Source organism: Larkinella sp. C7 (assembly GCF_006149005.1).
GTDB lineage: Bacteria > Bacteroidota > Bacteroidia > Cytophagales > Spirosomataceae > Larkinella.
Map to the genome: position 1 here is coordinate 393,624 of NZ_VBSL01000006.1, position 22,324 is coordinate 415,947.

A 22,324-nucleotide genomic window follows, 5' to 3' on the forward strand; every position below is an offset into this window, starting at 1 on the left:
TTGATGAAATGGAGCGACGGTGGGATGGTTTTCAGTTGGCAACAGCGAACCGCTTGATGGTTCCGGCGTGGTCGAGAAGGTATACTTCGCCGGCAGGGTCCTCTCCAAACGCGGAAATGGAACCGGCACCGACCGTCAGGAGTTGATTGGCCGTTTGGGTTTCGTTCCCGGAAGTCAGCGCCCAAACCTTGCCGCTGGCGAAGTCGGCATACAGGTATTTGCCCTGTAAAGCAGGGTGAAGAGAACCGCGGTAGACGACTCCGCCCGTAACGGAAACCCCTTCATCGCGCGGGTATTGGTGGATTGGATCGATCAGATTGCCCGGATCACAGTCTTTTCGCGGATTATAACAGCTACGGGCCTCCTTTAAGCGCCAGCCATAATTCCCACCTTTTACAATAATATCGATCTCTTCGTATTGATTCTGGCCCACATCACCGGCCCAGATTTGACCGGTTTGCCTGTCAAAACTGAATCGCCAGGGGTTTCGCAATCCGTACGCAAAAATTTCCTCCCGGTATCCGTCCCGATTGTTGACGAAAGGGTTGTCTACCGGAATTCTGTAAAGACTTTTTTCGGATGGGTTGATGTCGATGCGAAGAATCTTGCCGAGCCAGGATGCCCGATTCTGGGCGTTTTGGTGCGGGTCTCCCCAGGCGCCACCATCCCCGGTCGAAATGTAGAGGTAGCCATCGGGTCCGAAAGCGATTTTGCCTCCGTTGTGATTGTCATACGGTTGCGGAAACCGCAGGACAACGGTTTCTGTAGCCGGATCAACCGAGGTCAGGCCGGGCGCGGTAGCCTGATACCGGGCAATGACGGATTCCAGTGGATTTCGCTTGGTGTAGTAAACGTAAAAATAGCCATTGCTTCTGAAGTTCGGGTGGAAAGCCAGCCCGAGCAATCCCATCTCTCCTTCGGAAGACACTTTCCGGCTGAGATCCAGGTAAACCGAAGCCTTTTGGACGGAACGTTTGTTTTCAAAGACCCGGATTTTGCCTTCCTGCTCCAGCACATACACCCGGTTGGTGCCGTCGCCCGCGTGGGTGAATTCGACCGGACGACTGAATGTCAGGTTCGGAAAAGCGTTTTCGAGCTGCCAGGAGGACTGCCCGACCAGCGGGTTCTGTGCCTGACGAAAAGAACCAGGGTGATCGGCAGCCAGAATCACAACGGCTATCAGGAGCGGAACGACCACCTTTGCGAAGACAATGGCAATTCTTTGAACCGGTTTCAGCGGGACCGGAGAATGTAAAATCAGTCTGCTCATACTGATTTAAAAGACAAAGTGTAGCGCAATAGTACTACAATTCGAGCAGGAAACGAAGGGGAGGATTGTTGCCAAAAAAGAAAGCCAGACGACCGAAGTCACCTGGCTTTTTTGTTTCACCCGATTGTAAGGATAATCCACGTCTCCGTCAATATCCTTACCACGAGCGAAATACAAGAATAAAACGCGACTCCGTGCAAATTGTTATGCGGTTTGAAAAATAAGGGGCAAAATTTTTCAGTTTTTTCAGCATGATCCATGTTTTGAAAAGAACATTGGATCATTTCTTAATGGGTATATTGAGTATACATAAAGTTACTTTTTCCAAAAAATGGTACTATTGCATTTTCTAAACCTACAGTATCCATTCATGGATTTATTTTTTGAATACGATATCGAACGACTTCGTCGCTACGCTGGTGTTGTCGAAAATACCGGTAAAATCACCGTCGAATCGTATCCTACTCATTTGCTGCTTTCCTTTACGGATGTTGGCTATTTCAATTATTGCGTATGCCACGAACCGGCGAAGATCGTCGATGTTGTCGGACAGGCCAATGCGTTTTATGGCTCCCGATCCATTCATCACCACAAACTCCTCCTCGATGAAGCCCGTAGTGATGAGAGTCAGTACCGGTTTTTGCTGGAAAACGGATATCGCCTGACAGAACGGCTGATGGCGGTTGAGGATCCGATCCTTCAGCACCGTTCGCAGCCGATCCCGGAAAATCTTCAACTCGAACGGGTTCAGGCGGCCACGCTTCCGGATTTTACAAGCGATTATCTGGCCGCTTTTGAGTCGGAACAGAAAAATACGGCACCTGTGATCACTAATTTCAGGCAATTGCTGGACAATGAAAACATCGCCCTGTTTCGGGTCAGGGATCAGGCCGAGCCGGTAGGGATTGCGGTCTTGTACGGAATTGAAAGCGATTTTTTTCTGGCGGGAGGGGCCATCCTGCCGGCCTTCCGAAACCGGGGGTATCATACGACCGCGCTGGTAACGCGTCTCAACCAGGCAAATGCCCAAAACGCCCGGCGCATTATTTCGTGGGCCTACGACGGTGGTGCAAGTTACCGAAACATGTTAAAAGTGGGGCTAGTGCCTTATAAATGTTACCGCCTGTATGAACGATGAATTTCGGCTTCGGTGGACGGAAATCGCTCAACGTTATTCCACCAAAGCTGCTTTTTGCGAGGGAAACCGCACCATAACCTATGAAATGCTGTTCCACCGGGCCCATCAGTATGCTGATGCGCTGCTGGCCCGGAATTTCAGACAGCAGTGCATTCCCGTTCTGCTCGACGATCCGCTGGAACACGTTGCCGCCTTGATCGGAGTTTTATTGTCCGGTAATTACTACCATTCAATCCATCGGCAATCGGTCGAATCCCTGAGCGACGTCGTGCATTCGCGGGCCTGCCCCGGTCTGATCAGTCATATGTCGCTGGTGGTTCCGAACCATCCGGGCTTGCCAACGCTCCTTCCCGAAACGCAGCCAACGGATCGTTTTGCCACACGGTTGTACCCGATTATTTCGCCGGAAACGCCTTTTTGCCTTTTTATGACCTCGGGCAGCACCGGGCAGCCAAAGCAGGTGATCCACTCGCATGCGAGTGTTCTGGCCGACACGTTCCGGCAAATAACCGACAACGAAATTACGGCTGCTGACCGGATCGACCTGCTGTTTTCGCTCGAATTCAGTGCCTCACTGGCCTGTATTTTTCCGGCTTTGCTGACAGGCGCTACGCTGGTGTTTTACGACCTGAAGAAAGAAGGCGTGTTGTCGTTGCCGGTTTTCTGGCAGCAGCAGAAAATTACGTTCAGCAGTTTGTCGGTTAGTACGTTTCGGCTGTTGTTAAAAACCGATACGGATTTTAGGGCCTTATCCGGCTTGCGGATGCTTTCCATCGGTGCCGAACCCATACAGCCCTCCGATATTACAGGCTTTCAGAAACGTTTTTCGACCCATACGACGCTGCAGGTGGCCTATGCGACGACCGAAACCCGGACGATTTCGGAATATAAACTGCGAACCGACACGCCGGTAACGGATCATCTTTTTTCGGTGGGCAAACCGGTGTCCGGGCGAACGGTTTGGATTCGGTCAGAAACGGGTGCGCCCTTACCCCGCCATCAGGTGGGTGAAATTATCGTTCAGGCGTCGGGTATTCCCGCGGATTATCCGAATAATCGGGATGCTACGCAACGGGCCTACCAACGCCTGCCCGACGGAATGATCGCGTATGCGACCGGCGATCTGGGCTTTTTGGACGCCGATGGGTATTTGTTCTGGTGTGGCCGCACGGATTTTGTAGTCAAGATTAACGGACAAAAGGTAAGCCTGATTCAAATCGAACAGGAATTGAAAAGCGGGAAGGGCGTAAAAAATGCTGCGGTTCTTTACGATACCTCCCACGAAAACCGGTTCTTTCTGAAAGCGTTTCTGAGTATCGAACCCGATTTTGATTTGGCCGGTTTGCGGCAATTCCTGGCGCAGCGGTTACCGGTCGTTATGCTCCCCGACCGCTACATTCTGCTCGATGCGTTGCCGCAGACCAAAACGGGTAAAATTGACCGGCTTCGTTTGGCCGCGCTGCCGGAGCCGGAAAGTCAACTTTCTGGTAAGCCGCTGGCCGATGAAGCCGATGCCTGGGATTTTGTTCCGTTGATTAAGTCCGTCTGGCAAAAAGAACTGGGGCTGACAACGGCTTTGTCGGACTATGATGACTTTTTTCAGGACCTCGGTGGCGATTCGCTGATGGCGGAGAGCTGTCTGGCCGGGTTGGAAAACCGGATCGGAAAAACCGTGCCGGTTCAGGCGGTTTTTTCGTATACGACGCCCAAAGCGCTAGCGCATTATCTCACAGGCTATGCGCAGCATCGGGTTCAGTGTATTCCGTTGAATAAACCCGAACGCAACCGGAAACACGTCTATTTCATTCCGCCATTGCCGGGCGATCGGCGCATGTATCGCGGGATTGAAAGCCATCTGAATCAGGATTGCAATGTATATTATGTTCATTACGAGCCGTATACAACCAACGGGACGCTGATTCCGCTGGCTGATCTGGTCGGGCAGATGGCCCGGGCGATTGACGAACCGGCGGATAGCCTGCTCATTGGTTTTTCATTTGGCGGATTGGTGGCCTATCAGGTGGCTTTGGCCCTGGAGCAAAGCCAGCAACTGACCCTGAACCGGCTTGTTTTACTAGACACGCCCCTCTACCGGCGAATCACGTTTCGGGAATCCTTGCGGAAAGATGTACACCGGATCGGGCGAAAGGTGGTTGCGGGTTTTAAAACGGAGCGGCCGGTTGACTGGAACGCCAGTTGGCAGCGGGCCGTTGCGCGGTATCGCAACCGCTTAACGAGTCGGACGACCCGTGCGGATGGGGGGACTCAGGCCGTCAGTTGGCAGGAACCGAGTTTCGCTGCGGTCCACCAATACGCGCGTCAGGCCGAGGTGAAAATTCCGGTTACCTGCCCCATTGTGCTCTTTCGGGCGAGCGATTCGTCCGCTTTTCAGTACGAAATACGGCCTGATTTTCGCTGGCAGTTGTTTGCTAAAACCGGTTTTGAAGAACACTGGCTGGAAGCCAACCACGATCAGGTTTTGAACTCGGTCCATAGCTACCGGATTGGAACCATTGTGAATGGCTTCTTACACTCGTGAAGAATCGAATCAGGATGCAACGGCGCCGGTTGCCCGGTCCTGATCGGCGAGTTCGGGGGCCTGCTGGTATTTTTTTGCAAGGATTCCGTACGAATCGGAGCGCATGGCGATCAGCGTAACGAGCAGACCAATGACGCCGGTTACGGTAAACAACAGCGCCAGCCCCCGGGCGCTTCCGGTGCCAAACCACGACCCCAGCAAATCCACGCCCGCGCCGGTGGTCATGAAGGGGATAAACACCAGTTGGGCAATGGGTCCGATGATGAAGGCGGTAATGGGCGAGGCCGCCTGCTCGACACTCTGGGCAAATCCGAAAACCCGGCCCTGCCGTTCGGGCGAAATCAATTTTTGAATGATGGTTTGCTCAGCCGCTTCCACCACCGGAATCAGGCAGAGATAAATAAACATGCCAACGGCAAGCAGTATAATGGACGCCTGAATGGTGAAGAAAATGCAGACCGTCCACATGGCAAGGTTGGCCAGAAAAAGCGTTCGGAGCGGTTTGGCACCCAGCCCATTACGGGCCACCACCATGCCGCCGACAATGAAGCCCAGACTCAACACGCCCCACAATGTACCCCATACCTGTACCGAAACGAGTGACAGTCCGTAGGCATCCATCAGCGACATAAAAACGCCACCCAGGAAATTGTTGAAGGTGTTGAAAAAAATGAGTCCCAGCAAACCCGGAATTTGCTGTACGGACTTCAGCGTTCCCCGGATGTCGAGGTGATTCGTTTTCGTTTCCGTAACGACAATTTCCGGTTCAGGAATGGAAAGGAGGCTTAGGTGAACGATGACCAGGGCCGTCAGCGCAATGGCCAGCGCCAGCATCCAGAACATACCCAGAAAACCGATCACCAAACCGCTGAAGAGCGACGCGACCAGAAACGACACCCCGTTGGCCGTACCGACCAGCCCGTTGGCTTTGTCGCGCTGGTCTTCGTCGATCAGAATGGTCACCAGGGTGGCAATGGCAATGCTGCGAATGTTGCCGGCAATGGCTCCCAGCAACCCAAACAGGATGAAGACCCACAGGATGGGACTTGACGGGTTGGAAAACGTGGAGGAGGGATACCAACCATACAGCAGCAAATCCACCAGATAAAACCCCAGAGAACCGACGCTCGACAGCATCATGGCGGTTTTTTTGCGGTTGTGATCGACCAGTGAACCCAGAAAAAAGCCGGAAACGGCAACGGTTCCCAGGTAAATACCGGCCATGATCGACGTAGCGACCACCGACTTGGTTTCAAGGTACAACCAGAACGTCAACGCAAACCAGACGCAATTGTTGATGACGGAAGCGGTTAGTGTATTGGCGAGAAGGGCGTAAAATCGGTTCGTCATGAGTCTGTTGTTTACTGGGGCAAACGGTCCGCTAGCCTAAAACCGCTCGCAGAGAATTCTGGTTTCCGGATTCAGGGAAAGTTGCAGACGCCTGTTTTTTGTGGTAAAAAACGTACGAAGCAGCCCCTAAAACCACAAAAACAAGCATCGGTGCCCAGTCCATTGGTGTTTTCCCCGCGCTGAAGACGCAATAGGTGGCACCCAGTAAATCAAAAATCAGTCCGGCATACGCCCATTCCTTGATCCGGGGAAAACCGGGAATCAGAATGGCCATCACGCCGAGCAGTTTCGCCCACCCCAGAAACGGAAGCAGGTAGGCCGGCAGTTCGATTTGTTTAAACCCTTCGACGGCTTGCGGTATAACCAAAATATCGGGAATAGAAGAACCCAGCATAACAAACGCGAATAATCCGGTAAAAACCCAGTACAAAATTTTCGTCTTTTTCATGGCAGTAGGTGTTGTTTGTTTACAGGACAAATTTACCACCGGATCCGGACTCGGAGAGCGTATGAAAACGGCAATCTACAGGGTGGATTGCGACAATTACGAGAGCGCCACACTGGTCGTGATGGCGGTGAAAAAAGAGGGCAAAGCGGTTTCCTTTTCTGCTTACTTTCAACCCGATGCCGGAAATTTTTCACGAACGAATTGTTTAGTGGAATCATAAAAAAACTAAATTGGCGAACACCCGCTTGTGTCCACCAATGGCTTCCCAAAACGATTTAGAATTTACGTATTCCACGATTGATCAAATTTTTCGTCTCAGCGTGGGCCAGACCGGCGACTACAGCGGGGCGATGTACAACGGCAATTTTAAGCTGACGCTGGAAGAAGCTCAACGCCAGAAACACCGTTTCATCGCGGAAAGTCTGGGCATTACCAAAGGCACAAAAGTGCTCGACATGGGGTGCGGCTGGGGGCCGTTTCTGACCTACATCAAAGGCCAGGGGGCGATTGGCCGGGGCGTAACGCTGTCGTCGGCGCAGGCTGCGGCCTGTGTGCAGAATGGCCTGACGGTGGAAGTGAAAGACTGCCGCCTGATTACGCCCGCCGATTACGGCACCTTCGATGCCGTCAGTTGCATTGGCGGTATGGAGCATTTCTGTTCGATCGAGCAGTACAAAGCCGGTCAGCAGGACGCGGTTTACGCCGATTTTTTCAAAAATCTCTACAATTTGCTGCCCGTGGGCGGGCGGTTCTACATGCAGACGATGGTTTTCAGCAAAAACATGCTACCGCTGGAAGAAATCAGTCTGGAGGCACCCAAGGACTCGGATTCGTATTCACTGGCGTTGATGATTGCCCAGTTTCCGGGTTCGTGGCTGCCCTACGGCCCTGAGCAGGTGATCCGCAATGCGGCCCCCCATTTCAAGCTGATTTCGCAAAGCAGCGGACGGTTCGATTACATCGAAACCATCGGTCAATGGCGGAAGCGGTTTCGGGCCTTTAATCTAAAGAAATACGCGTTGTATGCTTCGCTGCTGCCCCGGTTTCTAACCAACAAGGCCATGCGGGATCTGATTGCCGTTTTCCGGGTCAGCCCAAACCGGGTTTGTTTCGAACGCGAGACGATGGATCATTACCGGCTGGTGTTTGAGAAAGTGTAGACGCTGATCAAGAACGGTCCGCCGTCGCGCCGGGCGGCCGGAGCCGTTGCAATCGCCGGGCGACCCGGCTTGATCCTCTCTGTAGCGGATTTGCAATCTGCTCTTGCTAGAAACCATGAGGTTTTGCAAGTAGTTAATGCCGTTCAAACCTATAACTTAATGATTTTCCATACAACCGCTTTTCCATCAGTGGTTTCGATACGCAACAGATACATACCCGAAGGTGAAGCACTGATGTCCCATTCCTGCTGTCGGACTGGAGTCAGAAAGGTTTTTCGCTTTACTTCCCGTTCTTGCAGGTCACTTAATTGAAGCCGCCTGATCAGACGGTGAGCGGCTACGTTGATGACCAACTTACCTGAAGTTGGATTCGGATAAACGGTGATTCCATCAACCGACGATGGCTCATTCGCTAAAATCAAAGCCTTGATGGAAAGTACGTTTTTAATCGTGCCGTTCGGACAATTGACGTCACTTAATCCTGTTATAGTAAGTTTGTAATCGTTCGGCTGTTGGGTCGTGTTGAATGTAGCTGTATAAGGAGAATCCGGCGTTTGAATGACCTGACCATCCCAGCGGGTAAACAGCCACGGGCCCGTCCCCGTTAAAACAACCGAAATACGGGCGCTGTCACCGGGCAATAGATTTGAATTACTGCTGATCAGCTCTGCTGTAGGCAAAGACACAATGGTGATTTGTACCGAATCGCGGGAAAGAAGGGCAGGCTCACTACTTTCAGCATATACGGTATATGGACCGGGTTTTAGAGTCAGGGGCAAAGAGCAGGAAAAATCCTGACCGTTTACGACCGTGGGGTAACGGACCGTTTGCGAACCCGACTTTAAAACCAGTGAGAACTGGTTCGTCGTAGAAACACTTCCCTGTAGAGCTATAGAAGCGGTAAGTAGATCACCAGGGCAAAATTGGTTTTTGTTGGTCTTGACCAGCGAAAGTTTAGGAAGAACCGTCACCAGTAGGTTCGCTTCCGCGCCTGAGCAGCCATCGTCGTAGCAACGGGCGCGGTAGGTTGTGTTGATAATGGGTTTGATTTCCAATTGATTGGTGCCTTTCTCCAACCGATCGCTAACGGTTTCGCTTGCATTACGCCAGGACCAGACGACATTGCTACAGCCTTCAGCTTTCAGGGTGACCGATTCACCTGCTTCGGCGTTTTGTTTGGAGACCGATAGTTTAGGGGCCGCCATCGGCGCACAAGGGTTGTAGCGGATAATCTGGTAGGGGCCATTAAACCACAGGTTGCCCCAGCCATCGACGGTCATTCTGCCAAGATAATTATAGCTTGGCATATTCCCCACATTTTTCCACGTCTGCCCATCGTATCGGTAGAGTGCCCGGGTACCGTCAACAACGTAGAGATTACCAAATGGGTCATTGGCCATATTTCGGACCGAAGTAATGGGCGAAGCCGGAGTTGTCCAGTTTTGTCCGTCGAATTTTGCCAGAGCCGGATTTGGATAGATACTGCCCGATTGAGCAATCCAAAGATTACCGAGTGCATCGGTGGCAATGTCAGAGAGATATTTGCCCAACTGAGGGGTGTTTTCACTGGAAAAAGTGCGGGACGTTTTTGTCAGCGCGTTAATTTCGGTCAGGACATAAGAGGAATTGGAAGAGTTGTATTGAATTACCCACACCAGGCCCGATTGAAGCGGAAGCCGTCGGAATATAGAGTAGTTAACCGGGGCGTCATAAATTGATATTAGTTTATCGCTAGCTGGGGCATAAACTGCGTTGAAGTTGTAAAATAAACGCGGCCTTACAGAAAAATAGTTGAATAAATGATTGGGTTTCAAGAGAATCCGCTCTGCCAATTCGCCGGATGGATTTGCCAGTTTCCCAATCTGCCAGAAAGGACGAACTAAATAGCTGCCGTTTCCGGTTGAAACGGCATTCATTAGCCATATTCCTTCCGGATTATCTTCGCTAAATGTCAAATCATAACTGCCAATTTTACCATTGGTAGACTTTTGATTTATCACCTGAAGGACAGATTTATCTAAATTTAAATGGAATAGTCCTTCCCTGTAATGGATAAACCAAAGTGTGTCGGTGGTGACCTTTACTGAGTATATTGGGCCAATCGGCAGATTTGGATAAGTGATCGAGTTAATAAACGACCATTTAGACGCCATCTGATCGTTACCAGTTCTGAATGTCTGCTTCATTTGAGTAAGTACACCGGTAGGAAGGGTAGGATCTTGCCCTTCATTGACATCTTCGATTTTTACATAATAGAGGGTGTTTGGTCGTAGATTCTCAATCATGCCGTTAATCGTATTAGGAGTACTTTTATCATACAATGATTTCTTATAAACCAGTTGCGTAAACAACGAATCCGTAGCGACACTAACCTGGTGTGTCAGCGTATTGGTGCTCCGGGAGTATGCAAATGGAAAAGTCAATAGAGCCGGGCTAAACGGAATCGTGAAACTGGCTAGTGATGGATTTATAAAAAAACGTCCGGTTTTCGACCACGGCCCGGTCTGGCTCCCCTCCACCGACCTGACACGCCAGATAACCGGCCCTTGCTTATTGATGGAAAGTGAGAATGACGGTTTTTCACTGACGCTTTTCATGGGAGAAGCAAAGCTTTCGTCACTGGCCGATGTAATTTGAATTTCGTAGGCTGTTGCGCCCGATACGGGTTGCACCGAGAACGATTGCATCCCATTGTTATAGGGAACAAACCGTTGATCTGAGCCTGGTGAAAGAAGAACCGGAACTGAAATCGTATTGGTCGTCCGCAGTTGGCAAGTGGTTGACCAGGCTGATGAGCCGAACCGGTTAACGGCTCTTAAACGAACAAAATAGAATTGGTTTGGTTTTAGTTGATCGACATCGTACCCATTGACCGCGGTTGTGTCGCTCACTATGCTTTTTGAAAAATCGGCGGTTTCTGCAATTTCGATATCAAAACGTTCGGCCTGGGGCTGCCCGTCCCAATATAAAAAAGGGGTTCCTGCCAAAGAAAGTTCAGCCGGTAAAACAGGAGCCTTGTCAGGTGCCGCTGTTAGTTTGACAAAATTCTTATCGGCATGAGCAGTCATTACGGCTTGGCATAGCGGGTGGAAACGAAAGGATCGGTCTGTACAGTAGCTCATGATCGTCCCCTGTGTTATTTCTAAAGACCCGGTATAGTTGCAATTGCCTTCAATATTGGCGCAATAATCGATGGGTCCGCCCGCCCAGGAGCAATCTTGGGTGTGTGCTGAGCCAAAGTTATGGCCTAATTCGTGGGCAATTGTCTGGAGATTTTTTAGAGTAGACACCGAATAAATTCCCCCTAAAACGCCAAGCCCACTTGCACCCGTTACCGATTTTGTGTAGAGATAAGAAACTTTGTCATACCCTATTTCCTTAAAGTTCTTTGTCCAGACGCTTGCCAGAGTTGAAAGTAACTTATAAATATCCGATTCACCCTTATACGGATCGGGGTCGGTATCTTTCCAGATATGAATTCGGACTACCACCAGTTGGGTGTTGATTTCACGCTCGTAAACCTGCGAAACCGTTTCGATTTGTTTCAATATATAACTGCGAATCTGATTGGTGTCCTTGTCGAATTGCAAATAGGTTTCTGAATCAATATCGACGGCGATTCGACAGATATTGCGGGGAGTAGCCGCTTTCCGCGCTTTCTGATTGGCCAGCAACTGCTGCGCCTGCCCCATCATTCTGACTATGGTATCAGGTAAGTTCTGGTTACTAACTCCACAGATAGATCCGGTTTGGGCTTTCAAATAGGGACTGTAGGCGAGAATAAACAGAAAAATTAGTAAACCGTAGTGGTGTTTCATGTCGGGCAGTGGAGATGTTAAAGACGAGCTGTATTCCATATCGAAAGAATACCAGGTCGGGGTCGTTAAGGGCGGATCAAACGCATTGTGAATAGCCTATTTGCCTACTTATGACGGTACTTTCCCGGCTAAGTCACTTACACTGGCAGGAATAGCATGACTAATAGTTGAGTAGGACTATTTTGTGTGCTCACACAAGATAGTCGACAATATGAAGATCTTTATCTGCGATTTCTGCCCGAAAATCGACAACACATTAACGCTATTTTGGGGTCGGAATGAAAAAACGCTTCTCCTGCAAACAACCTTGCAACTGCTCCTCCAGCTTTCTTACAGCCAGAGGAGCAGGGCTTTCATGGAGAGAATCAACAAAATGGCGGAGTTCAGATGCGGTCATTTCACCGAAAACAGCTTCAGACAAACCGGGGCCGGGACTTTCACCTGCGTACCGGTCGGGGTTAGCTTCCCCGTTTTCGAATCCAGTTTATACACCACAATATTGTCCGTATCCTGGTTGGCGGCAAACACGTATTCGCCTTTCGGATCGACCAGAAAGTTGCGGGGCGTTTTGCCTTCAGTGGGCTGCTGGCCGACCAGCGTCACCTTGCCGTCGTTGGCAATCGACAGGATCGCCAGCGCATTGTAGCCGCGATTGGAGTGATACAGGAACTTGCCTTTCGGGTCCGTGTGGATGTCGGCGCTGGTGTTTTTGTCGGTAAAATCGTCCGGAAGCGTTTTCACATTGTCCTGAATCATCGTCAGCGCACCGGTTTTGCTGTCAAGCGCGAAGGTCGCGACGCTGGAGGTCAGTTCTTCCACCAGATACAGGTATTTTCCATTCGGGTGGATCGTGATGTGGCGCGGTCCTGAACCCGCCGAAACCGTCGCGTAGGGCGTTGCCGCCGGTTTTACTTTGCCGGTGGCCTTGTCAAATTCGTAAATGTAGACCTTGTCGGTGCCGAGGTCACAGACGTACACAAAGCGGTTGTTGGGCGATACCGTGGCCGAGTGAATGTGCGGTTTTTCCTGCCGCTGGGCGTTGGGGCCTTTGCCTTCGTAGCTTAGGGTGTCCGTCGCGGGGGCCAGGGTGCCGTCGTTCTGAATGGGCAGAACCGTGAACGTGCCACCGCCGTAGTTCGACACAAACGCAAGCTTGCCGGTTTGGTCGATAGCGATGTGGCAGGGACCGCGTCCGTGCGACGACTGCTGGTTCATCATCGTCAGCTTGCCGGTTTTGGGCTCGATGGTGTACGAACTGACGCCCCCGGAATTGGGAGCTGCTTCGTTGACCGAATACAGGAATTTACCGGTTGGGTGAATGGCCAGAAACGAAGGACTTTTGGCGTTCGAAACCGTCTGGAGTTGTTTCAGTGAGCCGTTGGCCCGGTCAAATTCCAGGACATAAATGCCTTCGCTGCCCCGGGTCGAATACGTTCCGACGTAGAGGACTTCTTTGGGTGATTGCGCGTTGACCATCAGGCTAAAGAGCAGGGCGGTTACCGTGAATAATTTTTTCATTCGTCAAGGGGAATAATCAGATCGCAAAGCTAACAAAAAGGACAAGCCGTTGACGGGCCTGTCCTTCTTCTTTCTTTTCAGCATGCGTCACCAGGCTTATTGCTTGCCAAATTCAGCATTAGCGCGAATGGTGATTTCATCGCTCACCACCGCCACCGGCGTACCGGTTCCGATGCCGAAATCCGAGCGTTTCAGTTCACCGGCAATCTTGAAGCCGGCAATTTCCTTTTTGTTCATCGGATGCGGAATGGGGCCATTGAGCGTAACGTCCAGCGTAACGGGTTTGGTCACGCCGTGCATCGTCAGATCACCGGTCACTTTGTATTTCTTTCCTTCTACTTTCTTGAATGAGTTGCTTTTAAAGGTCAGGGTAGGGTACTTGGCCGCATCGAAGTATTTATCACTTTTCAAATCGGCGTCACGACGGTCGTTGCCGGTATCGATGCTGTTTACGTCGGCCGTCAGTTCAACGACAGCATCCGTAAAGTCGGGTTTCGAGGAGGTGATTTTGGCGTCGAACGTCTTAAAATTCCCATCGACATCCGAAACCAGGAGGTGAGTAACCGTAAAACCAACTTTGGCGTGTGCTTTGTCCACGGTCCAGGTTTGCGCAAAAGTGGCTACGGAAGCGAATAGAAAGGCGGTAAATAGGGTAACTTTTTTCATAAAATTTCAGGATTTGATTGAAAATGGATTGCTTTTCGAGCAACTAGTATACGCAAAAATTCTTGTATAGACATATAATAAATCACTTTTTCCATAATTTACAGTACCAATCAAGGGCGAAAAGCGGAGTCAGGGTTTGTCGGGAAAGCGGTTTTTGGGGTTGCCCCGGAGCGCGGCCAGGTTCCGGCCTTCATGACGGCCATACACCAGGTGTTTGGATTGCCCTACCATCTGGGAACCGTAGATGCCCCGGTGGCCGGAGACGAAATAGGCCATCACGCAGGCCAGGGCTACATAAACGCCACAGTCGGCCCCGAACAGTTCAATCGCCATCAGGGTGCAGGCCAGGGGCGTGTTGGCCGCTCCGGCAAAAACCGCCACGAATCCCATCCCGGCCAGCAAGCCGGTGGGCAGTGGAATGACGTACGAAAGCGCATTACCTAGGGTCGCGCCAATGAAAAACAAGGGCGTTACCTCCCCGCCCTTGAAAGCCGCTCCCAGCGTGAGGGCCGTCAACAGGATTTTGAGGGTGAAATCGTAGGGTGGAAGCGGAACCAAAAAGGCGTCCAGAATAGTCGGGATGCCAAGCCCGATGTATTTTGTCGTGCCGAGGGCCAACACAGCCAGCGCGACCATCGCCCCACCAATCAGGGGCCGCAGCGGGGGATAGGCAACCTTGCTTTTGAAAAAACCGCTGATGGCGTGCGTCAGGCCACTGAAAACCACCGAACAGGCCCCAAAAACCGCCCCGGCAACCATCGCCCAGAGAACAGCCCCGGCCGACAGTTCCGGCACCAGCGGAATGTGGTAGTGGGTGTGTCCGACCTGCCAGGCCCGGGTGGTGAGATCGGCAAAAACGGAAGCGGCAAAAGCGGGAAACAGGGCATCGTACTTCAGTCGGCCGAGGAGAAACACTTCCAGCCCGAACACCGCCCCGGCCAGCGGGGTGCCAAAAACCGAACCGAAACCGGCCGCAATGCCAGCCACGAGTAGCAGTCGCCGGTCGCGCGGACGCAGCCGCAGCAGGCGGGTGAACTGGTCGGCCAGGGAGCCACCGATCTGCAAAGCCGTTCCTTCGCGCCCCGCCGAACCGCCGAACAGATGGGTGGCGAGGGTGCCAATCAGCACGAAAGGCGCCATCTTCAGCGGAATGATTCGGGCCGGTCGGTGGATCGTTTCGAGAAGCAGGTTATTCCCGGCTTCGACATCCTTCCCCCAATAGTGATACAGACAACCGATCAGAAAACCGCCGAGGGGCAGAAGTGCAATGATCCAGCGGTGGTTTTCCCGCCAGTGCGTGACCCAATCGAGCGATACCAGAAACAGGGCCGATGCGGAACCGACGCAGAGGCCGACCAGGGCCGAGAGCAACAGCCATTTGACCAGAAAAAAAAGAATCGGTTGCTGCCAGAAAAGCGGGGTAAGCGGGCGAAAAAGACGAAAACGAGACGATGCCATATCAAAATACCTATCAGGGATACAAAAAGCTTTTGAACCTAATAGGCGCCATCATCCCCGGGTGGGGCGGTTTCAGCAGGAAGACACCATTTCCTGTACGATAAGGCAATAATACGCGGTTTTTTGAAAAACCCCAAGCCCAGTCTGTCGCTGTTGGTTATGTGAGAGAAAAAAGTAACTTTTGTTCTCCGGTCGGACCCAAACCGACGTCCTTTCATCAACCTAAACAAAGTAGTTTTTCATGCAATTCAGGATTAGTGTGTTGTTTTTGCTGCTCAACGGAGCTTCCTACGCCCAAAAACAACCTTTTACGGCGGCTCAGCTATTCAAAAACGAAAAAACAAATACCCTGCAAACGCTGCCTGCCATCAAAGGCTGGGCCGACGATGCACATTATCTGTTGACGAAGGGCGAGAAGACCTATGCCGTCGATGTCAAAACCGGGCAGGAAAGCGAACACAAGGAAACCGGTGGCTGGGTGATGTATCCGCCTTTATCGGCTTCGCCGGATGAAAAGGGTCAGAACCTGACGGGTTCGCCCAATGGAAAGTGGCTGGCCTATACCCGGGACAGCAAAAATCTTTACCTGACGGATTCGAAGACCGGGCAGGAAAAGCAACTGACGACCGACGGTTCGGAGACGGTTTACAATGGCTACGCAGCCTGGCTGTATTGGGAGGAAGTGCTGGGCCGAGCCACGCAGCACAAGGCCTTCTGGTGGTCGCCGGATAGTAAATACCTGGCATTCATGCGGTTTGATGAAGGAAAGGTGCCGGTTTTTCCGATTGCCGGTGCTACCGGCCAGCACGGTTATCTGGAAAGCCAGCGCTACCCGAAACCGGGCGATTCGAACCCGCTGGTGAAAATGGGTGTGGTGGATGTCGCCACCGGAAAAACCGTCTGGGCGGATTACGACGCCAACGCCGATCACTATTTCGGCACGCCGTTCTGGACACCCGACTCGAAAGCCCTCTGGATGCAGTGGAAAAACCGGGGTCAGGACAACCTGAAACTGGTTGCCATTGATCCGGCCACGGGCAGCAAAACCGAACTGGTGAGTGAGACTCAGAAAACCTGGGTAGACTGGCTGACGACGGTTCATTTTTTGAGCGACGGTAAACAGTTTATCCGGATGAGCGACGCGTCGGGCTGGATGCACCTCTACCTGCACACGATGGATGGCAAGCTGAAAAATCCGGTGACCAGCGGAGATTACACGGTGACGGGTGTTTCGCTCGTCGATGCCAAAAACGGTCTGGTGTATTTCACCGCCCGCAAGGAAAATTCGGCCCGGACGGACCTCTACAAAGTGAAACTCGACGGCAAGGGATTGCAGCGGCTGACGTTCGGGGAATTTAGCCACCAGGTACAGGTGTCGCCCGGCGGTAGTCATTTCATTACCACCTATTCCAACCTCCAAACCCCGCCGAAAATGGCGCTGCTCGATAAAAATGGCAAGCTGATTCGGGAACTGGGCGATGCAAGAGGTGCTGATTTTGACAAGTTTACCGTCGCCAAAACGGAACTGGTGCGCGTGCCGACGACGGACGGTTTTCAGCTCCCGATGACGATCAAATACCCCACGAACTTCGACCCGAACAAACGTTACCCGGTTTTGATCAGCATCTACGGCGGCCCCAATGCCGGGTCGGTCTATGACCGCTGGAGCTACACCCCGGCTGCGCAATGGTATGCCCAGGACGGCTTGTTGCAGGTCGCCATCGACCACCGGGCTTCGGGGCATTTTGGCAAAACCGGGCAGAATTTCATGCACCGCAACCTGGGGAAATGGGAACTGGATGATTACAGCACGGCGGTGAAGTGGTTGATCGACAAAGGGTTGGTCGATTCTAAAAAAGTCGCGATTACGGGTGGGAGCTACGGCGGTTATGTGACGGCGCTGGCCCTGACGCGGGGTGCCGACGTTTTTACGCATGGGATTGCCAACTTCGGCGTCATGGACTGGCAATTGTACGACACCGAATACACGGAACGGTTCATGGACACCCCCGCCGAAAACCCCGAAGGCTACAAAGTAAGCTCTGTGTTGCAGTATGCCGACCGGCTGAAAGGAACGCTGCGGATTGTCCACGGCACGATGGACGACAACGTGCACATGCAGAACTCCGTCCAGTTGGTCGACAAACTGGAAACGCTCAACAAGCATTTTGAATTCATGATTTATCCCGGTGCGCGGCACGGTTTTGGTACAACCGGCAAGGCCAAACACGCCCAGGCCGAGACCGCGCGGTTCATTTACCGGTATTTGCTGGAAAAACCGTTTCCGGCGGAGGTGTGGGAGTGAAACTCAATGGGAATACCGGGAAATAGCAAACCGGGATAAGTCGAATGGCAAGTATATTTTGGCAGGATTTTCTTTAGAAAAAGGGATAAATTGACGGATACCAGCGCACTGGTTTTGGTATCGGAAGCAATGTTCCCCGAAGCCTCAAGTCCTTATTTACGTTGCAATATGTTTTTAGAAAAAATCAAATCCGGCGAATCAGGTGTGCTGCTGTATGGCATTACACCCCCCAAAGTCGGTACCGCTCCTGATCGAATTGCTGAAATTGCCCAAAAAACAATCGACCGACTCGCTATTCTGGATATTGATGCCCTTGTGGTTTATGATGTACAGGACGAGTCGGCGCGGACAAATGAAGAAAGGCCCTTTCCCTTTATCAATGCGCTGGATCCGCTGATTTTTGCCTCCAAGTATCTGAGCATTTTATGCATCCCCAAAATCGTCTATCGGCCCGCCGGCAAATTTTCTGCCGATGAGTTGTCTGACTGGCTGGAAGAGCTGCACAGACAGCAGTTCTATCCTGTTTTTGTCGGTATTCCGGCCCCGGACTTTCCGGTAAAAACGAGCCTGCCGGAAGCCTACCAACTCTGGAGCAAACACCGGGACACGTCCGTTATGGGCGCAGTTACCATCCCTGAAAGGCATCATGTGCTGAAAGATGAAGAAGTCAGGGTGCTGGATAAAATGAACCACGGGGTTTCGTACTTTATTTCACAATGTGTCTTCAATCTGGCATATGCCCGGCAGGTGATCGAAGATCTGGCCATCGGTTGTAAACGGCAAGGGATCACCCCACCGACGCTCATTTTCACGATTAGCGCCTGCGGATCGGCCAAAACCCTGCATTTTATGGAGTGGTTGGGTATCCACATACCGGACGAGGTGAAAGCAGAACTGAAAGCATCGGACGATATGCTGGAAAAATCGGTACGAATTTGCCTCGACATTGCCTCGGCACTGACCACCATCTGTTTGGAACACGCCGTCCCGTTTGGTTTCAATATCGAAAGTGTTGCCATTCGCAAAGCAGAGATCGACGCTTCGATCGATCTGGTGAATCAAATAAGTCAGATGCTGAAGGAGAAAGGGGTCAGAAAGTCATCGGAAGGAAAAGAGTTCGAGGTTACTACGCTTAGTCAGTCCGATCTCTAATCCGGTCAGAAGTTTGCTGTTTTTGACCAAAAATAGTAGCTTGTTTTGATCCTGTAGAACACAAAAAAGCCCGGGAGACGATCTCCCGGGCTCACCGCCTAACGCTAAATCGTTTGATTCATACAGGAAATAACACTCGGAGATGGATATAACTATTGGGAAAGATGAACTGAATTTGATAATTAGTAAGCTTGTTTCAGCATTTTTAGATCAAAATTTCCCAGATCAGGAAATCGCTATTACTGAAGACTATTTCTGGCATATTGAGAAAAATAGTCTCTATAACGTATACTCTGATATCAATTCGGAGGATCTAAATCTTGGCTCCTTGCAGGATACAGTCCTGGAATTGAAGAAACTGACTCCTGATGATTACAACCCTGTATCCACCGTTGATATTCGGCGAATTTCATTTATTATAAGATACTTGTCTGGTATATAGATACCCAGCACGCTACTATCAGAGATATGATCGTATCAAAGTACATTTTAGATGTTTTAAAATTGCTATTAGATGGTGATGAAAATGGAAAAGCGGCTAAACTACAAATCCCCTTCTTAAGTGATGCGGAGTATGAGTATACAAACGGTGGCGGTGTTTTTGTTAGCTTCTTACATTTAGAAGAGATTTTTGAGCACAAACTTACTAAAGACGACCTGGTTCTCAACGGTGTAACTATAGTTTCACCAGAGCTTAAAATTGGTGCTGATGCTACAGTTTTTCTAAGAGATGGTATAGTCGATAGATTAGAAATTTGGTCATTCGATGGTAATTATCCTGACCATGATCTGATAAACTATACACTGAAACAAGTTTGGCATGATTCTTCAGGTAGTGTAATAGAAGCGAGTGAATAAATGATATTTTGCATTAATTTTCAATATGGGAATAATAGTCAGCACTAACGCTTCTGGAAATTCCTAAACTATTATGGCAGTAAACGTATTCCCTGAAGACTATGATCTAATCAGTTTTTTTGAGGTAGAGCCAGAGGTGTTAGATACTGATGTACCTTGGTTTTACAATACTATTACCTTTCAAAAACAGTACGCTGATGAATTGTTGTACTGTACGTTTTCGCCAGCCTATGGAGATTTAGACTTAACGTTGGTTAGTAATCAAAAAGCAAAACTTATTCTCAGCCTACACAACATTGAGGCCATCCAAATTTTGAAAGAATCCAAAAGTGAACATCTTAAAGTAGCTTTTCATCGTGATACCTTATTAAAGGACTTTCTTCTTACTCTTAAACCCCAGGTAAGTATCATTTGGGGAACCACTTACGAAGTAGATTAAATTCTGAATGTTAGCCAAAGTAGGTAATTATAACGCCAAAAAAGTCTTATCTATCAGCTTCCAGAATTGCAATCAATCCGGAAGTTCTTGAGGATTAAGCTTTTTAGCCAGATGCTTCAAAGCGGGATCACAAACCTGATATAGCTTGAAATTTGATTGAGCTTGATTGAGACTTATAGTATTCGCACCGCCTTCATAATCAGGTTCGGCTAGTTGAATTGGATCATCTTCCCACCAACATACCAGGCAGATACCGTATTGGCCCAAAGGAGGCTCATAGTAGGTGAAATACTCACAACACGGACATTGGTAACGTCCAAATTTATTGCTCTTGGCAGTCATAAATAACTATTCTGTGCAATTAGCTGCTTCGCCAGCGTATAAGCTAAGATAACTTTCCGGCTTTTTTTAGAAAGAAAACAGCCGTTGCAATGAGTAATCCGCACACAATTATGAATTTCCCCAGGGTTTTATCCCAGGTTCCTCTTGCGTAATAGGGTTCTGTCTTCCTGTCTATATACTGCACAAGTCGGTTAAGGCGCTCATCTTTCGTATTTTGTGTTTCGTCGTAATAAACCGTGATTACTTCCCCGACCTTTAACTCGTCGATTCTCTCGAACTTTGGCTTAAAATCCCCAGCATCCTTACCAATGAAGATTTCAAATGGGTAAGGATATTCTTTAACCTGAATATACCGATACTTTCCAAGGTCTCGGTTAGGATGCTGTTCAAACTGCTTTCCCTGATAAATAATTTTTCCCGAGATTGAATGGAATTCGTTTTTATCCTTTTCGCCCCTTAAAAGCAGAATTGAACCGAGCAAGAGAATAAAAAAAGCACTTAGATAAGCTTTAACGGCAGTCACAGAAGCTACGGTTGAAATTGCACAATTAGGCAATAATAATAGACAACACCCTAATCAACAAACACTTTATTGGTTTTTGAATTGGCAAACTGATAGGGGGCTAAGACAGGCGTGCAGATTAAACGCTTTAGATAAACCCGTTCAGTTGTTCAGTAAACCTTTAATTGGTATAAATTCTATTCAACAAGCAACGGTTTCAGATTTCTGTTGCTTATTTTAGCTGTCTCCTAACCCTGAATGATAATGTTTAAAAAACTGCTGCTGAGCGCCTTTTGTGGCCTTTCGGCCCTGCTTTCCCTGGCTCAGACTGAAATGCCGTTGTATTCCGGCCCGGTGCCGAATGCAAAACCGTCGGACGTCCAGGAAGTGAAACGACCCGACCAGGTGGTGAGTCAGGTCATTCAGCCTATGCTGACGGTTTATCAACCGCCGAAGGGCCAGGCCAACGGAACGGCGGTGATCATCTGTCCGGGCGGGGGCTACGGCGTGCTGGTGATGAAACGCGAAGGCTACGATGTGGCCGAAGCCTTCAACAAAATGGGCGTGACGGCTTTCGTGCTGAAATACCGCCTGCCCAATGAAAAAACCATGCTCGACCCGTCCATTGGGCCGTTGCAGGACGCGCAGCAGGCCCTCAAAACCGTGCGGCAACGGGCTGCGGAATGGGGCGTTGATCCGAAAAAAATCGGCATCATGGGTTTCTCAGCGGGTGGCCACCTGGCAGCTACGGCCGGAACGCACTTTAACCAGAAAGTGATCGACAACCCGGAAGCGGTTAGCGTTCGGCCGGATTTTATGATTCTGGTGTATCCGGTTATCTCCTTTACGGATCAGGTCGGTCATTCCGGGTCCCGCAAAAATCTGTTGGGTGCTTCGCCCAAACCGGAGCAGGTAACGCTGTATTCCAATGAGTTGCAGGTCACGTCATCCACTCCGCCCGCTTTTATCACCCACGCCAGTGACGATACGGTGGTGCCGGTCAAAAACAGTCTGCTGTTCTATGAAGCCCTTCAGCAAAATAAAGTGCTTTCTGATCTTCACATCTATACCAAAGGCGAACACGGATATCTGAAAACACCGGCCTTCGACGAGTGGTTTGGCCGGTGCCGCCACTGGCTGATTCAAACGGGGTTGATGGACAGCCGTCCCTGAGGGGATTCAGGGGCAGACTATAGAATTAAAAACCGTTCTAAAATCCAAAAATCGGGTGATCTTATTAATATAAGTTCCAGTAACTAACATTGGCATTATTTTTATAAAAAGATCAGTAAATTAGCTCATTAATTTTCTTGTCTGTTTATAATCTCCTTTGTCGTTGGTTGAAGTGGTTGCCCGAAGTA

The 22,324-nt window shown here is 50.2% G+C and carries 19 protein-coding genes and 1 riboswitch; of the genes, 10 read left to right on the forward strand and 9 right to left on the reverse strand.

Going from position 1 to position 22,324, the window contains the following annotated elements; translation table 11 throughout:
* Window positions 1-31: 31 nt before the first annotated feature.
* Window positions 32-1,270, reverse strand: coding sequence for a sorbosone dehydrogenase family protein (locus FH871_RS17900; protein ID WP_138992773.1), 1,239 nt, complete (start codon window positions 1,268-1,270; stop codon window positions 32-34).
* Between the two features lie 370 nt (window positions 1,271-1,640).
* Here FH871_RS17900 and FH871_RS17905 point away from each other — a divergent pair, with 370 nt between their 5' ends.
* Window positions 1,641-2,408: a hypothetical protein gene (locus FH871_RS17905; protein ID WP_138992774.1), complete on the forward strand. Its 768-nt coding sequence runs from the start codon at window positions 1,641-1,643 to the stop codon at window positions 2,406-2,408.
* Window positions 2,398-4,947 (forward strand): AMP-binding protein, encoded by a 2,550-nt coding sequence (locus FH871_RS17910; protein WP_138992775.1) that lies wholly within the window; start codon window positions 2,398-2,400, stop codon window positions 4,945-4,947. Before FH871_RS17905 ends, FH871_RS17910 begins: the two co-directional genes overlap by 11 nt.
* Window positions 4,948-4,956: 9 nt before the next feature.
* Here FH871_RS17910 and FH871_RS17915 read toward each other — a convergent pair whose 3' ends face one another.
* Both FH871_RS17915 and FH871_RS17920 read right to left on the reverse strand, forming a co-directional pair.
* On the reverse strand, window positions 4,957-6,297 hold the full coding sequence (locus FH871_RS17915; RefSeq protein ID WP_138992776.1) for an MFS transporter: 1,341 nt from the start codon (window positions 6,295-6,297) through the stop codon (window positions 4,957-4,959).
* A 31-nt stretch (window positions 6,298-6,328) separates the two neighbouring features.
* The gene (locus FH871_RS17920; RefSeq protein ID WP_138992777.1) at window positions 6,329-6,745 is read right to left on the reverse strand and encodes a DoxX family protein; all 417 of its coding nucleotides are present in this window, start codon (window positions 6,743-6,745) and stop codon (window positions 6,329-6,331) included.
* Window positions 6,746-6,806: 61 nt separating this feature from the next.
* On the opposite strand from FH871_RS17920, the gene FH871_RS33190 reads away from it, so the two are divergent.
* Together FH871_RS33190 and FH871_RS17925 are read left to right on the forward strand one after the other, a co-directional pair.
* On the forward strand, window positions 6,807-6,965 hold the full coding sequence (locus FH871_RS33190) for a hypothetical protein (protein WP_212768243.1): 159 nt from the start codon (window positions 6,807-6,809) through the stop codon (window positions 6,963-6,965).
* 37 nt (window positions 6,966-7,002) lie between these two features.
* Complete coding sequence (locus FH871_RS17925) at window positions 7,003-7,905, forward strand: cyclopropane-fatty-acyl-phospholipid synthase family protein (RefSeq protein ID WP_138992778.1); 903 nt, start codon at window positions 7,003-7,005, stop codon at window positions 7,903-7,905.
* 149 nt (window positions 7,906-8,054) lie between these two features.
* Here FH871_RS17925 and FH871_RS17930 read toward each other — a convergent pair whose 3' ends face one another.
* The 4 genes from FH871_RS17930 to FH871_RS17945 form a co-directional block, all read right to left on the reverse strand.
* Window positions 8,055-11,723 carry a M12 family metallo-peptidase gene (locus FH871_RS17930; protein WP_171062876.1) on the reverse strand — a complete coding sequence of 1,223 codons (3,669 nt, stop codon included), beginning with the start codon at window positions 11,721-11,723 and terminating at the stop codon, window positions 8,055-8,057.
* Between the two features lie 393 nt (window positions 11,724-12,116).
* Window positions 12,117-13,241 carry a lactonase family protein gene (locus FH871_RS17935; RefSeq protein WP_138992780.1) on the reverse strand — a complete coding sequence of 375 codons (1,125 nt, stop codon included), beginning with the start codon at window positions 13,239-13,241 and terminating at the stop codon, window positions 12,117-12,119.
* Between the two features lie 96 nt (window positions 13,242-13,337).
* On the reverse strand, window positions 13,338-13,907 hold the full coding sequence (locus tag FH871_RS17940) for a YceI family protein (protein ID WP_138992781.1): 570 nt from the start codon (window positions 13,905-13,907) through the stop codon (window positions 13,338-13,340).
* 129 nt (window positions 13,908-14,036) lie between these two features.
* Window positions 14,037-15,365 (reverse strand): voltage-gated chloride channel family protein, encoded by a 1,329-nt coding sequence (locus tag FH871_RS17945; protein ID WP_138992782.1) that lies wholly within the window; start codon window positions 15,363-15,365, stop codon window positions 14,037-14,039.
* Between the two features lie 35 nt (window positions 15,366-15,400).
* Window positions 15,401-15,468: riboswitch (Fluoride riboswitch) on the reverse strand.
* Between the two features lie 138 nt (window positions 15,469-15,606).
* Here FH871_RS17945 and FH871_RS17950 point away from each other — a divergent pair.
* The 5 genes from FH871_RS17950 (at window position 15,607) to FH871_RS17970 (ending at window position 20,119) form a co-directional block, all read left to right on the forward strand.
* Window positions 15,607-17,670 (forward strand): S9 family peptidase, encoded by a 2,064-nt coding sequence (locus FH871_RS17950; protein WP_138992783.1) that lies wholly within the window; start codon window positions 15,607-15,609, stop codon window positions 17,668-17,670.
* Window positions 17,671-17,760: 90 nt separating this feature from the next.
* Window positions 17,761-18,822 (forward strand): methylenetetrahydrofolate reductase, encoded by a 1,062-nt coding sequence (locus FH871_RS17955; protein ID WP_229317365.1) that lies wholly within the window; start codon window positions 17,761-17,763, stop codon window positions 18,820-18,822.
* Window positions 18,823-18,964: 142 nt separating this feature from the next.
* Complete coding sequence (locus FH871_RS17960; protein WP_138992784.1) at window positions 18,965-19,264, forward strand: hypothetical protein; 300 nt, start codon at window positions 18,965-18,967, stop codon at window positions 19,262-19,264.
* A 26-nt stretch (window positions 19,265-19,290) separates the two neighbouring features.
* On the forward strand, window positions 19,291-19,680 hold the full coding sequence (locus tag FH871_RS17965) for a hypothetical protein (RefSeq protein WP_138992785.1): 390 nt from the start codon (window positions 19,291-19,293) through the stop codon (window positions 19,678-19,680).
* 73 nt (window positions 19,681-19,753) lie between these two features.
* Window positions 19,754-20,119 (forward strand): hypothetical protein, encoded by a 366-nt coding sequence (locus FH871_RS17970; RefSeq protein ID WP_138992786.1) that lies wholly within the window; start codon window positions 19,754-19,756, stop codon window positions 20,117-20,119.
* A gap of 72 nt (window positions 20,120-20,191) precedes the next feature.
* Here FH871_RS17970 and FH871_RS17975 read toward each other — a convergent pair whose 3' ends face one another.
* Both FH871_RS17975 and FH871_RS17980 read right to left on the reverse strand, forming a co-directional pair.
* Complete coding sequence (locus FH871_RS17975) at window positions 20,192-20,461, reverse strand: CPCC family cysteine-rich protein (protein WP_138992787.1); 270 nt, start codon at window positions 20,459-20,461, stop codon at window positions 20,192-20,194.
* Between the two features lie 43 nt (window positions 20,462-20,504).
* Window positions 20,505-20,984 (reverse strand): hypothetical protein, encoded by a 480-nt coding sequence (locus FH871_RS17980; protein WP_138992788.1) that lies wholly within the window; start codon window positions 20,982-20,984, stop codon window positions 20,505-20,507.
* 243 nt (window positions 20,985-21,227) lie between these two features.
* Between FH871_RS17980 and FH871_RS17985 the strand changes: the two genes are divergently transcribed.
* Window positions 21,228-22,136 (forward strand): alpha/beta hydrolase, encoded by a 909-nt coding sequence (locus tag FH871_RS17985; protein ID WP_138992789.1) that lies wholly within the window; start codon window positions 21,228-21,230, stop codon window positions 22,134-22,136.
* Window positions 22,137-22,324: the final 188 nt, after the last annotated feature.

Bases quoted from the DNA above. Each gene is read 5' to 3' on its own strand.
- FH871_RS17900 (WP_138992773.1), bottom strand. From the start codon at position 1,270: ATGAGCAGACTGATTTTACATTCTCCGGTCCCGCTGAAACCGGTTCAA.
- FH871_RS17930 (WP_171062876.1), bottom strand. From the start codon at position 11,723: ATGAAACACCACTACGGTTTACTAATTTTTCTGTTTATTCTCGCCTAC.
- FH871_RS17945 (WP_138992782.1), bottom strand. From the start codon at position 15,365: ATGGCATCGTCTCGTTTTCGTCTTTTTCGCCCGCTTACCCCGCTTTTC.
- FH871_RS17965 (WP_138992785.1), top strand. From the start codon at position 19,291: ATGATCGTATCAAAGTACATTTTAGATGTTTTAAAATTGCTATTAGAT.
- FH871_RS17905 (WP_138992774.1), top strand. From the start codon at position 1,641: ATGGATTTATTTTTTGAATACGATATCGAACGACTTCGTCGCTACGCT.
- FH871_RS17960 (WP_138992784.1), top strand. From the start codon at position 18,965: ATGGATATAACTATTGGGAAAGATGAACTGAATTTGATAATTAGTAAG.
- FH871_RS17925 (WP_138992778.1), top strand. From the start codon at position 7,003: ATGGCTTCCCAAAACGATTTAGAATTTACGTATTCCACGATTGATCAA.
- FH871_RS17975 (WP_138992787.1), bottom strand. From the start codon at position 20,461: ATGACTGCCAAGAGCAATAAATTTGGACGTTACCAATGTCCGTGTTGT.
- FH871_RS17920 (WP_138992777.1), bottom strand. From the start codon at position 6,745: ATGAAAAAGACGAAAATTTTGTACTGGGTTTTTACCGGATTATTCGCG.
- FH871_RS17935 (WP_138992780.1), bottom strand. From the start codon at position 13,241: ATGAAAAAATTATTCACGGTAACCGCCCTGCTCTTTAGCCTGATGGTC.
- FH871_RS17915 (WP_138992776.1), bottom strand. From the start codon at position 6,297: ATGACGAACCGATTTTACGCCCTTCTCGCCAATACACTAACCGCTTCC.
- FH871_RS17910 (WP_138992775.1), top strand. From the start codon at position 2,398: ATGAACGATGAATTTCGGCTTCGGTGGACGGAAATCGCTCAACGTTAT.
- FH871_RS33190 (WP_212768243.1), top strand. From the start codon at position 6,807: ATGAAAACGGCAATCTACAGGGTGGATTGCGACAATTACGAGAGCGCC.
- FH871_RS17950 (WP_138992783.1), top strand. From the start codon at position 15,607: ATGCAATTCAGGATTAGTGTGTTGTTTTTGCTGCTCAACGGAGCTTCC.
- FH871_RS17940 (WP_138992781.1), bottom strand. From the start codon at position 13,907: ATGAAAAAAGTTACCCTATTTACCGCCTTTCTATTCGCTTCCGTAGCC.
- FH871_RS17970 (WP_138992786.1), top strand. From the start codon at position 19,754: ATGGCAGTAAACGTATTCCCTGAAGACTATGATCTAATCAGTTTTTTT.
- FH871_RS17985 (WP_138992789.1), top strand. From the start codon at position 21,228: ATGTTTAAAAAACTGCTGCTGAGCGCCTTTTGTGGCCTTTCGGCCCTG.